The sequence below is a fragment of the Streptomyces sp. NPDC046931 genome (genome assembly GCF_040644655.1).
Taxonomy (GTDB): Bacteria; Actinomycetota; Actinomycetes; order Streptomycetales; family Streptomycetaceae; genus Streptomyces.
The window spans coordinates 599,128-614,037 of the sequence record NZ_JBEYWX010000002.1 but is presented as its reverse complement, the minus strand read 5'-3'; the positions used below and the strand labels follow the sequence as shown (position 1 = coordinate 614,037).

Here is a 14,910-nt window from a genome sequence, read left to right as displayed (position 1 = left end):
GGTGTTCCTGCGATTACGCTCTTTGCAGTCCTTTGACTACGGAATGACCGCCGACCGACTACAGCACGTCAAGCGTGTGCCCCAGAGCTCGCAGCACATACGATCTCCAGCCCCCGTCCATGATCTTCCGCGCCATCAGCTGTGCCGGATCGTCCGGGTCGAAACCTTCATGCACTAGGAACAGACGCGTGCCACGGCCTTCCTGTTCCAATGTCCAGGTAATGGTCCAGTCCGCGGGACGGGAGGGATCGGCGTCGGCCCACCGGACGCGCAGCATCCGCTCGTGCTGGAAAGCGAGAACCTGCACGTCAACCGTGCCGGAGAAGTTGGCATTCGGCCGCGGGACCGAGGTCATCGTGTAACGGTGACCGACTTCGAGACGGAAGTTCTCGGACCCGGGCATCTGCCACTGGGTCAGCAGCGCGGGTTCGGTGAGGGCACGCCAGACCTTGGCCGGCGGATGCGGCAGAAACTGGTCGACGCGGATGGTGGTGAGGTCGCCGTCGTCGGGTGCGGTGCTCATGGCCGGTCATCGTCGGGCATACGGTCGAGCAGTTCACCGAGACCCTTCAGCCGCTCGCGCCAGAACCGCTCGTACGGGTGGAGCCAGTCCTGCACCTCGGCCAGCGGGGCCGCCTCGAGGCGGTAGATACGCCGACGGCCGGATCGCTGCTCGGTGACGAGCCCGGCCTCCCGAAGCACTTTCAGATGCTCCGAGAGGCTGGGCCGGCGCATGGCGAAGTGGTCGGCCAGGGCCTGGACGGGCTGCGGCCCCTCGTCGCGCAGCAGACGCAGCACCTCGCGGCGCGTGGCGTTGGCGAGGGCGGCGAACACCCGGTCCTCGTCGGCCGCGCGGACGTCGGCGCCCGTAACCCCCGTACCCGTCCCGGTCATGGCGCGATCAGAGGCCTTCCTTCTCCGTGAGCAGCATCAGACCGTTGCCGTCGGGGTCCCTGAAGGAGGCCATCCGGCCCCAGGGGAGGTCGTCCGGGCCCTGCACGGAGACACCCGCCGCGGCCAGCCGCGCGCAGTCGGCGTCGACATCGGTCGTCACCAACATGATCCCTCGGGTCTCACCGGGCGTGAAACCGCCCATGTCCGGGCCGGAGAGCGTGAAGACGGTCTGCGCGCCCTTGGGCGCGACCTGGAGCCACCGGCCCTGCGGCATGTCCAGGTCGGCGGTGACCTCGAAGCCGAGGAGCTCCGTGTAGAAGCGCAGGGCGCGGTCCTGGTCGGAGACGGGGAGGGTGACGAAGGAGGCATGGGTGATGGTCATGAGCAGGAGAATAGGTAGGAGATTTCCTACGCGTCAAACGTAGGGATTCTCCTACCTGTCTGTCTTGGGCGGGAGAACTGCCACCCGGCCCCTGCGGCCATGCCGGGCGCCCGCGGCCACGTCCGGGACTTCGGCCCGTCCCCGGGTTCATCTGACCACCTGCGTGAGCAAGCGCACGCCGGTCGTCTCCGGGGGGTGCGCAAGTCCTCCTGGTAGCTTGCTCGGGCCGTCACCCGACCCCATCCGGCAACCCTGGGAGACTTCCGTGACCTCGGCCGTCCATGTCATCCGTGTCACCCGCCGGCAGGCCCGCGTCTCGGCCGCGTCCGCGGGTCTTGCGACCGCACTCCTGCTGACCGGCTGCAGCGGCGGTTCCGGAAACGGCGGTTCGGGGGGCGGCGCCTCCTCGACGCCGAGCGCGGCCGGGTCCGCGACGCACACCGGCGGCTCTCCCGGCACCAAGGCCGGGAAGCTGGAGGGCAGCTGGCTGGCCACGACCGGCGGTAAGGCCGTGGCCCTGGTGATCACGGGCAAGCAGGCCGGGCTCTTCGCGACGGGCGGCACCGTGTGCAGTGGGACCGCGGGCGAGGAGGCGGGCATGCAGATGATCCACCTCAAGTGCACGGACGGCAGCAAGAACCGGAGGACCGGCATGGTCGACTCCGTGAACTCCACCGGAATGAAGGTGACGTGGCAGGGCGGCATCGGCACGGAGACCTACACGAAGGCCGAGGGCGGCAAGCTGCCGAGCGGGCTGCCGACGGAGAGCCTGGGCTCGTGACGCCCCGGCCGTCTCCGGCGGCCTGACCCGCGCCGACGGGCCGTGGACTCCTTCCGGGTCCGTCGCCCGTCGCCCGGTCGAACCATCCCCGTCACGGACGGGAGGCGCATACGTGATCCGGGGGGCGCGCAACGCACCGCGGCCCGCCTGCGTGATGATCCTTGGACACCGTCACGATCCCCAGAGGACCCTCATGCGTACGATCCGCGTCCCCCTCGTCGTCACCGCGCTCGCCGCGGCCCTCACCCTGACCGCCTGCGACAGCAAGAGCGGCGGCGACGACGCGAAGTCCCCCGCCTCCGACTGCGTCGTCGCGGTCGTGGTCGGTCCCGGCAACGCGGCCACCACGGCGGGCGACACCGGGAACGTCCCGGTCACCGTCACGAACCGCGGCAGCAACCAGTGCACCTTCCAGGGCTTCCCGGGCGTCGAGCTGACCGCCGGCGGTTCCTCCTGGAACGCCGCGCAGGAGAAGGACGCCCAGCCGGCGAAGGTGACGCTGCACAAGGGCGAGGCGGCGACCTTCACCATCACGTACGTCCGCGGGAACGGCGGCTCGCTCAGCGCGCCGGCGAAGGCCGTGAAGATCACCATCCCGGGCGCCGGTGACGCGAAGAGCTACCCGTGGTCATACGGCGATGTGGCGCTGAAGACCAAGGACACCCCCGACGCCTCGGTCGGCCCGATCCAGGTCGCAGGCGACTGACCCGCCGGGGGCCGGGGCCCGCTTACGGGGCCGGGGCCCGCATACGGAGGAATTCCGGCCCGGCCCCGCGTTCGGCGGAAGCCGGGGTGCCCTCGCGGGGAAGAGCCGTGAGGGCGCTTGTGGCAGCCGGGCCGCCCCTCGGTTCCGGCGGCGTTCACGGCAGCCGGGGCCGCTCCTCCGTCCGTGGGCGTTCCCCGACCAGGGCCCGGTCGGCGGCCGCGGCCCCCTGCTCCCATCCGGCCGCGTCGCTGACCCCACGCACACGGGTGGTGACCGTGTCCGGGAACATCCGCTCCATACGGTCGGCGACGGCCACGTCCCTGGCCGCCAGCACCGGCAGCAGCTCCCCCTCGGTCCCGGCCACCTGACCCTCGGCGGCGGCCCGGAGCCGGTCGCCGATACGGTGCGCGTACGCGGCCACGAACGACTGCCGGAACGTCTTCGTACGCTTTCGGCCGCCCTCGCGCTGGGCCGCCTCCGCCTTCGTCATGGCGGCGGTGGCCTGCACGAGCAACGACGTGTAGAGGAGCTCGACGGCCTCCAGGTCGGGCTCGAAACCGATGACCGTGGAGAAGCCGAAGGGCTCGTGCCACACGGCCCGGCAGCGGTTCACGGCCGCCACCGCGTCCAGGAGCACCGCCTTGGCCGTCTCGTACGGCGGGTCGACGCCTATGCGGCAGGCACCCGGCGCGTCCTCGGTGTGCGCCCGGGCGGCGAGCAGCGCCTCGTCGATGCTGTGCCGTGCCATCAGCTCCTGCGCCTTGGCGCTGAGCGCCTCCGCCTCCTCCGGAAATCCGGTCGCCTCCGCCTTCGCGAGCAACGCGCGGACACGGGTGAGCATCCGGGACTCGGGCTGCCGGGCGGCGGCGGTCCGCCCGGGCGCGTCGAGCGGTTCCAGCGCGGGGAGGCGGAGCAGCAGACGGTACAGCTCCAGCACGGCAGTGGCGTACGAGAAACGGTCGGGGACGCGCGGAGGCTCCGCGTCCAGGTCCTCGAGCTGGGCGGTCCAGCGCGGCCCGGGGGACGGCCGCGGCCCGGCCTCCTTGAGGATCAGCTCCGACACCAGGCGTACGTGCAGGTCATCCAGTTCCCGCCGCACGATGCGCACGACGTCGGCGGGCTGCCAGCCGCGCCGCCAGGCCGCGCCGACGAACCGCTCGCCGCGCCGGGCCAGTTCGCCGTCGGCCGAGGGATCGGCGGCAAGCAGCGAGGCGCCGGTGTCCAGGGCGGCGTCGGTGTCGTCGTAGAGGGCGGCGCGGAAGGCACGGTCCACCGTGGTCGTCGTACTCACGCGTTCGATCGTGACATGTGTGCCGCTGTGTGCCGCACACACAGGCGCCGCGGGGTGTCAACTTCGGGTTGACGAGCCGGCAACTGTCAACCTACCGTTGACACATGACGGCCAAGCCTCACATCACAGCGAATCTTCGCCTCGACGACCTCATCGAAGCCATCAAGAAGGTGCACACCGACGCCCTGGACCAGCTCCAGGACGCGGTTCTCGCCGCGGAGCACCTCGACGACGTGGCCGACCACCTGATCGGCCACTTCGTCGACCAGGCCCGGCGCTCGGGAGCGTCCTGGACCGACATCGGCAAGAGCATGGGCGTGACCCGGCAGGCGGCCCAGAAGCGCTTCGTCCCCAAGGAGTCCGCGGACCTCGACCCCGGCCAGGGCTTCAGCCGCTACACGCCCCGCGCGCGCAACGTGGTCATGGCCGCGCACAACGCGGCGAAGGAGGCGGGCAACGGCGAGACCGTGCCCGGGCACCTCGTCCTGGGCCTGCTCGCCGAGCCGGACGGCCTCGGCGCCAAGGCGATCGTCGCGAGCGGCGTCTCCCTGGACGCGGTGCGCGAGGCGGCGGCCTCGGCGCTGCCGCCCCGCGCCGAGGAGGTCCCTGAACTCGTTCCGTACGCCCCCGCCGCCAAGAAGGCCCTCGAACTCACCTTCCGCGAAGCCCTCCGCCTGGGCCACAACTACATCGGCACCGAGCACATCCTGCTCGCCCTCCTGGAACTGGAGAACGGCGAGGGTCCGCTGTCCGGTCTCGGGCTCGACAAGACGGCGACCGAGGAACACCTCACGGCGGAACTGTCCAGGATCAGCGCGGCACTCGGGCAGCAAGGGCAGCAGGACTGAGCACGCCCGGACGACGTCACCGCACGTCCCGGCCCGTTGTCAGACCCCCCTGCCAGACTCGGAGACATGACCGGGCGCTGGGCTCTCGCTCCGGCCGAGGACGGCGGCGTGGAGGTCGCCGCCCTCGGCCCGGACGGCCTGCCCGCCGGGCCCGTGGTCAAGGAGGAGGATCTCGCCGCGGCCGTGCGGGCACGGCCCGAGGTCACCCGGTGGGTGTGGCGGTCCACCGCCGACGTCCAGCCGCGTCTGCTCGCCACGGGGGTGCGAGTCGACCGGTGCTACGACGTCGAGGCCGCCGAGACCCTCCTCCTCGGCCACGAGGGACGCCTCGGTGAGCCCCGCTCGGCCGCCGCCGCGCTGGCCCGGCTGCGCGGCGGCCCCGTACCGCCGGATCCTCCGCCGCGCTCCGCCGAGCCCGGCTCGCAGTCCTCCCTTTTCGAGCCGCGCCCCGTCCGCGTCCCCCTCAAGGACCTCGTCGAGGTCTACGCGGACCAGCAGCGCCGGCACGACGCCACCACGCACCCGGACCGCATGCGGCTGCTCACCGCAGTCGAATCGGCCGGGATGCTCGTGGCCTGCGAGATGAACCGGTCCGGACTGCCCTGGAGTGCCGACGTCCACCGGGAAGTGCTCCACGAACTGCTCGGCGAGCGGTACGCAGGCGGCGGCGAACCCCGGCGGCTGGCCGAACTGGCCGACGAGGTGTCGGCCGCCTTCGGCCGCAGGGTGAGACCCGATCTGCCCGCCGACGTCGTCAAGGCGTTCGCACAGGCCGGTATCCGGGTGCGGTCCACCCGCCGCTGGGAGATCGAGTCCGTCGACCACCCCGCCGTGAAGCCCCTCCTGGAGTACAAGCGGCTGTACCGCATCTGGGTCGCCCATGGCTGGTCCTGGCTCCAGGCCTGGGTGCGCGACGGCCGCTTCCGTCCCGAGTACCTGCCGGGCGGCACGGTCACCGGCCGCTGGGTCACCAACGGCGGCGGCGCCCTCCAGATCCCCAAGGTCATCCGGCGGGCCGTCGTCGCCGACCCGGGCTGGCGGCTGGTCGTGGCCGACGCCGCGCAGATGGAGCCGCGGATCCTCGCCGCGATCTCGCGCGATCCGGCCTTCATGGAGGTGGCGGGACGCGAGGCCGACCTCTACCAGTCGGTGTCGGACCGCGCGTTCTCCGGCGACCGTGCCCAGGCCAAGCTCGCCGTGCTCGGCGCGATCTACGGCCAGACCTCCGGCGACGGCCTGAAGAACCTCGCAGCCCTGCGCCGCCGCTTTCCCAGAGCCGTCGCGTACGTCGACGACGCGGCCCGCGCGGGCGAGGAAGGCCGGCTCGTCCGCACCTGGCTCGGACGGACGTCCCCGCCGGCGGCCGGCGCATCCGAGGACGCCACGGAGGAGGCGGGCATTCCGCAGGAGGACGGCACGGAGGGCGCGGCCGTTGAACCGCAGCAGTGGATGCCGGGATACGCCTCCACGAACTCCCGTGCCCGCGGCCGCTTCGCGCGCAACTTCGTGGTGCAGGGCAGCGCCGCCGACTGGGCCCTGGTGCTCCTGGCCGCCCTGCGCCGCTTCTGCGCGGACCTCTCCGCCGAGCTGGTCTTCTTCCAGCACGACGAGGTGATCGTGCACTGCCCGGCCGAGGAGGCGGACACGGTGGTCGCGGCGATCCAGGAGGCTTCGGACCTGGCGATGCGGCTGACGTTCGGCGAGACACCGGTACGCATTCCGTTCACCACGGCGGTCGTGGAGTGCTATGCCGACGCGAAGTGAAGTCGCCCTGCGGGCGGTGCCGCCCGGCTCGGCTCACGCTTCCGCCAGCAGTTCCCTGAGTTCCCCGGCCACCGGACTGTCCGTGGCGTCCAGCGCGGCGAGGGCGGACCTCCACTGCCGGCGGGCCTCCTCTGCCTCGCCGTCCGCCATGTGGAGCAGACCCCGCTGGTGGCGGGCGAGTCCCTCGACATAGCAGTCGCCGCGCCGGCGGGCCAGTTTCATCAGCACATCGCACTCCTGCGCGGCCCGCTCCGAATCCCCCCGCTCCCGCAGCGCCTGCACCAGCCCGAGCCGGGTCTGCGACTCGCCCTGCCAGTGTCCGTGGCCGCCGAGGATGCGCAGGCTCTCCTCGAAGTGCGGTACGGCGGCGTCCGGCTCGCCGAGCGTGAGATGGGCGAAGCCGATGTTGCAGTGCGCGGTGTGGCGGACGACGACATGGCCCATCCGCTCCCCGATCTCCAGGCTCCGGCGGTGGTGGACGACGGCCGCCCGCGGGTCGGTGTGCGCATAGAGGTTGCCGAGGTTGCTGTAGGTGAGGGCCTCCTGCATGGGGTCGTCCAGGATCCGCGTGTACTCCAGGCACTGCCGCAGCGTCTCGCCGGTCTCCTCGTACCGGCCGAGCCGCTCCAGCAGCACCGCGCGATTGTTGAGGCCCCGGAGCAGGCAGGAGAGGTGCTCGAGGCGCCGCCATGTCTCCAGCGCCACGTCGAGCCGGGCGAGCGCGTCGTTGCCGTGGCCCTTCAGACAATGCAGACCGGCCAGGTCCAGCAGCGCGAACGCCTGCGCGGGCGCGTCTCCGAGCCGGCGCGCACCGCGCAGGGCGGCACACACGAGCACCTCCAACTCGGCGAGGCGGCCGCGGCGCTGGAGATGGGGAGCGATCAGGCGGACGAGCAGCGGGACATGGCTGGAGGTGTCGGCATGGCGCTCCACCAGGGCGACCACGTTGTCCAGTTCGAGGACGATCCAGTCGGCGGCGGCCCGCGCGGACCCGAAGACGGGCACAGCCGCCACGTCCGCGGCGTACGACTCGGGCTGTGAGGGGGTCGCCCGCAGCCTGTCCTCACGCTCGGTGCCCGACTCGACGGTGGCCTCGTAGGCGCGGGTGGCCATGGCGGTGTACCAGCGCAGAGCGGCGTCCGCGGGAGAGGGCTCCGCGGGTTTCGCCGTACCGCGGCCCGTGGCCTCTTCGCTCGCCGCGGTCTCGCGGGCGAAGTCCCGGACGAGGTCGTGGGGTGCGTACCGCCCGTACGCCGTCTCCTCCAGGAGGGCGACATCGACGAGCCGGTCGAGGGCGGCCTCGGCACGGCGCTCGTCCGTGCCGAGGAGGCGGGCGAGCAGGGCCGCCCCGTAGCCGGGCAGGTCCAGCGCGCCGATACGGCCGAGTGCCCGCGCCGCGTCCCGGTCCGCCTCGCGGTCCGAGGCCCGCAGGGCGTCGTGCGCGACGGCGAGTGATCTGCGCACACTCAGGTCGTCGTACTCCAGGTGGTGCAGCCGGCCCTCGGTGGCGGCCAGCTGGCCGGCCAGGACGTCCGGGGCGAGCGCGCGGCGGGCGGCGAGCCGTGCGGCGACGACACGCAGGGCGAGCGGCAGCCGGCCGGCGAGTTCGACCAGCGGATGCGTGGCGTCGAGCCCGTCCCTGCCGGAGACCGCGCGGAGCAGAGCCGCACTGTCCTCGTCGGACAGGGGGGCGAGCGGGACCCGGTGGGCGCCGTCGAGCGCGGTGAGCGGAGAACGGCTCGTCACGATCACCGCACAACCGGGTCCGCCGGGCAGCAGCGGTCTCACCTGGGCCGCGTTCGCGGCGTCGTCCAGCACCATCAGGGTGCGGGTGGGGGCCAGCAGTGAGCGCAGCAGCGCGGCCGCCGCGTCCGGGTGTGCGGGGATACGACGGGGCTCGGCGCCGAGGTCGCACAGCAGTGCGGTGAGCGCCTGCTCGGGGGTGAGCGGGGTCATACCGGGCGTGGCGCCGTGCAGATTGATGTAGAGCTGGCCGTCGGTGAAACGTTTCCGCAGCCCGTGCGCGACAAACAGCGCGAGCGCGCTCTTGCCGACCCCGGCCATACCACTGAGCACGGCGACGCGAGGGGTGTCGCGTTCGGCTCCGAGGAAGCGCAGCAGTGCGTCGCGAACGGCGTTGCGGCCGGTGAAGTGGGCGGGCGCCGGGGGAAGTTGGGCGGGCCGGGGTACGCCGTGAGCGGTCCAGGGCAGGTCGGGGGCGGCGGGGGCACCTGCGCCGGGGGCGCCGTGAGCTGCGGGTTCGCCTGCGGCGTGCGTTCCGTCGGGGGTCGTGCGGCGGACGTTTCCGCCGTTGGAGTCCCTGCCGTTGGAGTCCCTGCCGCTGGAATTCCTGCCGCTGGAATCCCTGCCGTCGGCGTTTCTGTCGCCGGCGTCCGCACCGTCGACGTCCCAGCCGTCGACGTCCCAGCCGTCGGCATTTCCGCCACCGGCGTCCCTGCCGCCGGTCTCCCCATCGCCGCCGCGTCTGCCACCGATGTGCCCACCGTCCGCCGCCATGCCGTTGGTGCCGGTACGGCGGGCGCGGATGCCGTCGGTGCCGTTGTCTTCCCCTCGGGTGCCGCCGGCATGCGCAGGTCCGACGCTCCCCTGTCGCCGTCCGGGCGCACCCTGGTCGTCCCGGAGGATCTCCAGATGGGCCTCGCGCACCGCGCCGCCGGGCTCGACCCCGAGTTCCTCGATGAGACGTTCCCGCAGATCGCGGTGGACGGCCAGGGCCTCGGCCGGGCGGCCGGTACGGTGCAGTACGAGCATGAGCAGCCGATGGAAGCCCTCCCGCAGCGGGTGTTCGGCCACCAGCGCGGCCAGCTCCGGTACGAGACCGCCGAGCCGGACACCGCCGAGGTGCAGCTCGGCGTCGTGCCGCCACTCCAGGACCAGCAGCCGCGCCTCCTCCAGACGCTGCGCCAGCGCATGTCCCCCGGCCTCCGGGGACAGTCCGTCGAGTGGGGCTCCGCGCCATAGCGCGAGCGCGGCGGACGCCTCGTCGACGGTGCGCTCCCAGTCACGGCCGGTGTGCGCGGCGCGGGCCGCGGAAACGTGCCCCTCGAAGACGCGGATGTCCAGCTCACCCTCGTGAACCCGCAGGAGATAGCCGGGCGGCACGGCCCGCAGCCGTTCGGGGCCGTCCTCGCCCAGCAGGCGGCGCAGGCGCGTGACGTGGTTCTGGAGGGACGCCTGCGCGGAGGCCGGCGGGGCGCCACCCCACAGGGCGTCCTTGAGCGCGTCGACCGAGACGACCCGGCCGGGCTCCAGCAACAGCGCGACCAGCAGGGCACGCATCTTGCCGCTGCCGATCGGCCGGCTCTCGCCGTCGATGTCGTACATGACGGGCGGACCCAGCAGTCCGAAACGCAGCCCGTGCCGCATAGCCGCCCCGCTGCCCTTCCGCACGGCCCGACCGCCGTGCCTCACCTCATCGTGCGGCACGGCTGCCCCGCACCGCCCTGCCGTGCGGCACAACCGCCGCGTTCCGCCGTGGACTTCGCGTCCGCGTGCGGCGAGTTTCGACCGTCCGGCCCACGAGTCCTCCGGGGAACCGACCAGCTCACGGCTCCTTGGAGAACCGTTGGCCACATGTTAGCGATCTGTTGGCGTGGCCTGATGTGATCCCTTCATCGGATCTGGCCCGACGGTGCGCGCGTAGATGCGCAGCTCGGGGGAGTGTCGCCGCCGCGGCCGGATTCCGGAAGCAAGGGCCCGGTCGGCAGAGGTGAACGACCGGGTCCTTCGTCATTCGACGACGCCTGGCCCGCGGACGTACTGGGGAGGTACTACCCGCGGACGTACTGGGGACCTACCACCCGCGGACGTGTCGGGGACGTATTGCGGACGTGCTAGAGAACAGGCGGTCGGCCGAGTCTCGTCAACCGCCACACGGTGCGCCAGCGCATGGGCCGGCGCTCCCCGCCCGAGGTCCGCAGACCCTCCACGAATCCGCCGAACCAGGCTCTCAACCCGCCGACCGACCGTGTGCGCAGGAGGGTGACGGCGATCCAGACGCCGAGGTGCACGGGGATGAGCGGCAGGGGCAGCCGCCGCCGCACGAGCCATACCCGGTTGCGCGCAGTGACCCGGTAGTAGATGGCGTGCCGGGCGGGCGAGGTCTTCGGGTGCCGGAGAAGCAGTTCGGGCACGTAGAGGATGGTCCAGCCGGCGTCGGCCGCCCGCCAGGCGAGGTCCGTCTCCTCGTGCGCGAAGAAGAACTCGGCGGGCCAGTCCCCGGTCTCGGCGAGCATCGCCATGGACAGCGCATGGCCCCCGCCCAGGAACCCGGTCACCGGTCCGCCACGCAGCGGATCGGCGGCCCCGACTCGCGGCACATGCCGCCGCTGGGTCTCGCCGTGCTCATCGGCGATACGGAAACCGACGATGCCCAGCCTGGGGTCGGCCGCGTAGAGATCCCGTACTCGCCGGAGGACGTCGGCGTCCACGAGCAGTCCGTCGTCGTCCAGTTCGACCACGACGTCGACGTCCCCGAACTCCCGGAGCCGGGCAAGGGCAACGTTTCGCCCGCCGGGGCAGCCGAGGTTCTCGTCGACCTCGATGCAGGTGACCTCACCGGGAAGGCCGAGGCGCTCGGCGAACTCGGGCAGGGGGCAGCCATTGCCGACGATGACGATGCGGGACGGGGCTAGGTCCTGCTTGGCGACGGAGGTGAGGAGGGCGTCGACCTCCGCGGGACGATTGCCCATGGTGACGACGGCGACGGCGATACGGGGCCCCGGCTCCTGCTGCGGCTGCGACACGACACCCACCCCATCCCGGCCGACGACTGTGCACGCGATGCTAACCGTTAACCAAGAGGACGCCAGGAGTCACCCGGTTCTCCTCGCGCCGGATGATTTTCTGACCGGTCGGGCACGTTTCGGGCCTCGCGAGCGGGCCCGCCTCCTCCCCGGAGGGCGGCGCAGCGCCGCCACCACCCCTGCCCCGGCCCCCCGCCCCCCGCCCCCCGCCCCCCGGCTCCCGGCTCCCGGCTCCCGGCTCCCGGCACACTCACCCCGACCGGAAATTCGCCGCCGATTACCGAATTCGGTAATGCGACATCCCCCCAGAATCGATTGATTCCCACCCGGCAACCCACACACGAACCCACTCTCCGACGCACGACGCTCTTCAACCGAATTCGGAGAGCTGACGCGAACTCTCCACCTTCGCTCCCCTTCGAAGGCGTCGCCGCCGGCCGTCCCTCCGTCGCCCTCACAGCCGTAGCCGCGGCCGGCCCACAGCCTCCGCTGAGCGCTCGGCGACCGCGAAGCGACGGCCCACCGGGTCCGGTACCCTGACCACGACCGCGCGCAGTGCACAAGAGAAAGGGGACGGAGGATCGGAGCCCGAAAGGCGCCGTGATTCCCACCGCCGATGCCGTCCAACCCGCGGGCTGGTTCGCCCAAGGAAATCTCCAGCCCCAGCAATCCTCATGTGAAGGAACTCGCCGCCCTCCGCCGCCGACGGAACAGGCAGAATTCCGGAGTGACCCTCGTGGAGGGTTATGAGGAGCTGGATCTCGCCCTGCGGGCCGGAGTCCGTCCCCGCGAGCTGTATTTCTGCCCGGCGCTGACCGGGGATTCGGACCCGAGGAACGTCCTGGACCGCGCGGCCGAACGCGGGGCCGCCCTGTTCAGCCTGAGCCGGCAGGCCTTCGACAAGGCCGCCTACCGCGAGGGACCGGACGGCTGGCTCGCCGTCGTACCGGACATCGAGACCGACCTGTCCCGTATCAAGGTCGACGACAGGTCCCTCTTCCTCGTGTGCGAGAGCGTCGAGAAGCCCGGCAACCTGGGCTCGATGCTGCGCACCGCGGACGCGGCCGGAGTGACCGCCGTCATCTCCGCCAACCCGGTGACCGACTGGGGGAACCCGAACGTGATCCGGGCCAGCAAGGGCACCGTGTTCGCCGTCCCGATCGCCTCGGCCGACTCCGAGGAGGTCATGCACTGGCTGGCCGAGCACTCGGTGAAGGTCGTCGCCACGACCCCCGACACGGATGTGCTGATGGCGGACGTCGACATGTCCGGCGCCACGGCGATCCTGGTCGGCAGCGAGAAGTACGGCCTGTCCGACCAGTGGCTGGCAGGCAGTCACACCAAGGCGAAGATCCCCATGTTCGGCCAGGTGGACTCGCTCAACGTCGCGGTGTCGGCCGCCCTCTTCACCTACGAGGCCGTCCGGCAGCGTATGGCAGACGGACACCGCTGAGAACCGCCGTGCCGACCCGGCCGCCGTGTGCCGGGCACCGGCGTCGAGCGTGACCGGGAAACACTCCGGCAAGGCGGCCGGGCGCCCGTTGTCGGCGCCTTGCCGAGCGCCGACTTGTCCCCCTTCCTCCCCCGGACCATAACGACTTCGTCCCTTCTCCGGCGCCCCGAGCAACCCAACGGCCCCTCCGGTGCCTCTTCTTCGTGTCCACGAACCGCTGACATCGGTTCGCACCACTCCCTCGAGGCGCCACATCTACATGACTTCGACGTCCCTCACGGTCGCTCGCCGGCGTCGCCTGCCCGTCTGGCCCATCCCCGTGCTGTGGACCATCGGCCTCGGCCTGTGGGGGCTGTCCCGGCAGCACAGCGTGTGGCGGGACGAGGCCGCGACCTGGCAGGTGGCCGGACGTTCCACCGCCGAGATCCGGCACATGCTGGGGCAGGTCGATGCCGTGCACGGGCTCTACTACCTGCTGATGCACGGACTGTTCGAACTTTTCGGACCCAGCACCACGACCCTGCGGCTGCCCTCCGTGCTGGCCATGGCGGTGGCGGCGGGCTGTCTGGCGGTCATCGGCCGACGGCTGGCCGGGGCCTGGGCGGGGCTGGCAGGAGGGCTGGCGTTCGGGCTGCTCCCGGCCGTGCAGTTCTATCTCCAGGAGGGCCGCCCCTACGCACTGGTCGCGGCCGGCGCCGCGGTCTCCACCCTGTTGCTGGTGACCGTGCTCCAGGGGCGAGGCGGGGCGGTGCGCTGGGCGGCGTACGGCGGCACCGTCCTGACGTGCGGGTTGCTGAACTGGCTGTCGCTGCTGGTTCTGCCCGCGCACGCGGCGACCCTGATCTGGACGCGTGCCGCGCGCGGGACGTGGACACGCTGGGCGGCGACCTCGGCGGCCGCGACCGCGTGTGTGCTGCCGTTGGTCCTGTTCAGCCGGGGCCAGTCCGACCAGATTTCCTGGATTCCGCCGCTGACCTGGCACATGCTGATCGGCCCGGCGATCCTGCTGGCGATCGGCGGCCTCGGAGCCCTGCCGGACCGGCCGCGGAGAGGCCGGCTGTCGGCGGCGGCCGTGGGGCTGCCGTTGCTGGCGGTGCCGCAGATCGCCCTGATCGGCCTCTCCCTGGTCAGGCCGCTGTTTCTGGACCGGTACGTTCTGTTCAGCCTGCTCGGTCTGGCGCTGCTGATCGGGGCGGCGCTGGCTGCGGCGATACGAGCGGCCACGCCACGGCTCCCGAGGGCGTCGATGGGGATCCTTCCCGTGGTGGTCGCCGTGGCGATGGTGGCGCTGCTGCCGCAGTGCCTGGCCAAGCGGTCCCCGGCGAGCCGGGTGGACGACGTTCTGGCGGCGGCGGCAGACGTGCGGGGGCTCAAGAAGGCCGGGGACGCGGTGCTCTTCATACCGGCGGCACGGCGGGACACCAGGCTGGTCTCCCCCGACGCCTTCACGGGTGTGCGGGACATCGCTCTCGCGGAGAGCCCGGAAGAGTCCGGAACACTGAAGGGCGTGGAGGCCGACCCGGCCCGGATCCGGGCCGCGATCCTGAGCCGGCGGCGCATACTGCTGGTCACGGACGCGGCGAAGGTCGCGAAGCCGGTGGCGGCGGAGCGGGACAGGGTGAAGACCTCCGTGCTCAAGACGTACTTCACCGTGTTGTCGGACGACCAGGTCCGCGGCCGGCGGGTGACGGTGTACGAGCGGACCGGCCCCTGAGGCGTCCCGGACGCGGACGCGCCTCGGTACCAAGGTCAAGCCCAACACGCTTTCCGAGCGCGGAACCCGCCCGCCTCGCTGTGTCGCAGCCCGCCGTACCGGCCCCACCGTCGACGTCCGCAAACAGCGCGCCCCATCGATAGCTCGGCACTACTGCAGCCCTACTTCCCTCGTCCGGTGTGCAAGGGCGCAACAGCCACCGTGGCGTGCATCTGTTCCCTGCCCGGGTTCGAGGTGTGTGACGCTTCAACATTCGCGTGCGCTGTTACTACAGGGCACTCCTGTGACATCTGTGCCCCGCAATGGCTGGA

General features: G+C 72.0%; 12 protein-coding genes and 1 pseudogene. 7 read left to right on the top strand and 6 right to left on the bottom strand.

Going from position 1 to position 14,910, the window contains the following annotated elements; genetic code table 11:
* Positions 1-58: 58 nt before the first annotated feature.
* From ABZ876_RS06810 to ABZ876_RS06800, 3 genes are read right to left on the bottom strand one after another with little or no spacing between them, the layout of a single operon-like run.
* Entirely contained in the window at positions 59-523 is a 465-nt protein-coding gene (locus tag ABZ876_RS06810; RefSeq protein ID WP_361775313.1) for an SRPBCC domain-containing protein, read from the bottom strand.
* Complete coding sequence (locus ABZ876_RS06805) at positions 520-894, bottom strand: metalloregulator ArsR/SmtB family transcription factor (protein WP_361775310.1); 375 nt, start codon at positions 892-894, stop codon at positions 520-522. Before ABZ876_RS06805 ends, ABZ876_RS06810 begins: the two co-directional genes overlap by 4 nt.
* A gap of 7 nt (positions 895-901) precedes the next feature.
* Positions 902-1,276 carry a VOC family protein gene (locus tag ABZ876_RS06800; RefSeq protein ID WP_361775307.1) on the bottom strand — a complete coding sequence of 125 codons (375 nt, stop codon included), beginning with the start codon at positions 1,274-1,276 and terminating at the stop codon, positions 902-904.
* A 111-nt stretch (positions 1,277-1,387) separates the two neighbouring features.
* Between ABZ876_RS06800 and ABZ876_RS06795 the strand changes: the two are divergent.
* From ABZ876_RS06795 to ABZ876_RS06785, 3 genes and pseudogenes are all read left to right on the top strand, one after another.
* Positions 1,388-1,492: pseudogene (locus ABZ876_RS06795) on the top strand (30S ribosomal protein S14); the annotation flags it as partial.
* Between the two features lie 49 nt (positions 1,493-1,541).
* A complete protein-coding gene (locus tag ABZ876_RS06790) occupies positions 1,542-2,057 on the top strand; it encodes a hypothetical protein (RefSeq protein ID WP_361775304.1) in 516 nt (171 codons plus the stop codon).
* A gap of 193 nt (positions 2,058-2,250) precedes the next feature.
* Positions 2,251-2,763 (top strand): DUF4232 domain-containing protein, encoded by a 513-nt coding sequence (locus ABZ876_RS06785; RefSeq protein ID WP_361775302.1) that lies wholly within the window; start codon positions 2,251-2,253, stop codon positions 2,761-2,763.
* A gap of 154 nt (positions 2,764-2,917) precedes the next feature.
* Here ABZ876_RS06785 and ABZ876_RS06780 read toward each other — a convergent pair whose 3' ends face one another.
* On the bottom strand, positions 2,918-4,054 hold the full coding sequence (locus ABZ876_RS06780; RefSeq protein ID WP_361775299.1) for a DUF2786 domain-containing protein: 1,137 nt from the start codon (positions 4,052-4,054) through the stop codon (positions 2,918-2,920).
* A gap of 104 nt (positions 4,055-4,158) precedes the next feature.
* Here ABZ876_RS06780 and ABZ876_RS06775 point away from each other — a divergent pair, with 104 nt between their 5' ends.
* A complete protein-coding gene (locus tag ABZ876_RS06775; RefSeq protein WP_361775296.1) occupies positions 4,159-4,902 on the top strand; it encodes a Clp protease N-terminal domain-containing protein in 744 nt (247 codons plus the stop codon).
* Between the two features lie 66 nt (positions 4,903-4,968).
* The gene (locus ABZ876_RS06770; RefSeq protein WP_361775293.1) at positions 4,969-6,666 is read left to right on the top strand and encodes a bifunctional 3'-5' exonuclease/DNA polymerase; all 1,698 of its coding nucleotides are present in this window, start codon (positions 4,969-4,971) and stop codon (positions 6,664-6,666) included.
* 33 nt (positions 6,667-6,699) lie between these two features.
* Here the strand turns inward: ABZ876_RS06770 and ABZ876_RS06765 are convergent, their stop codons facing one another.
* Together ABZ876_RS06765 and ABZ876_RS06760 are read right to left on the bottom strand one after the other, a co-directional pair.
* Positions 6,700-10,053, bottom strand: coding sequence for a BTAD domain-containing putative transcriptional regulator (locus ABZ876_RS06765; protein WP_361775290.1), 3,354 nt, complete (start codon positions 10,051-10,053; stop codon positions 6,700-6,702).
* 467 nt (positions 10,054-10,520) lie between these two features.
* The gene (locus ABZ876_RS06760; RefSeq protein ID WP_361775287.1) at positions 10,521-11,432 is read right to left on the bottom strand and encodes a glycosyltransferase; all 912 of its coding nucleotides are present in this window, start codon (positions 11,430-11,432) and stop codon (positions 10,521-10,523) included.
* A gap of 727 nt (positions 11,433-12,159) precedes the next feature.
* Here ABZ876_RS06760 and ABZ876_RS06755 point away from each other — a divergent pair.
* Entirely contained in the window at positions 12,160-12,885 is a 726-nt protein-coding gene (locus tag ABZ876_RS06755) for an RNA methyltransferase (RefSeq protein ID WP_361775284.1), read from the top strand.
* 259 nt (positions 12,886-13,144) lie between these two features.
* Positions 13,145-14,599 carry a glycosyltransferase family 39 protein gene (locus ABZ876_RS06750; protein ID WP_361775281.1) on the top strand — a complete coding sequence of 485 codons (1,455 nt, stop codon included), beginning with the start codon at positions 13,145-13,147 and terminating at the stop codon, positions 14,597-14,599.
* Positions 14,600-14,910 lie beyond the last annotated feature (311 nt).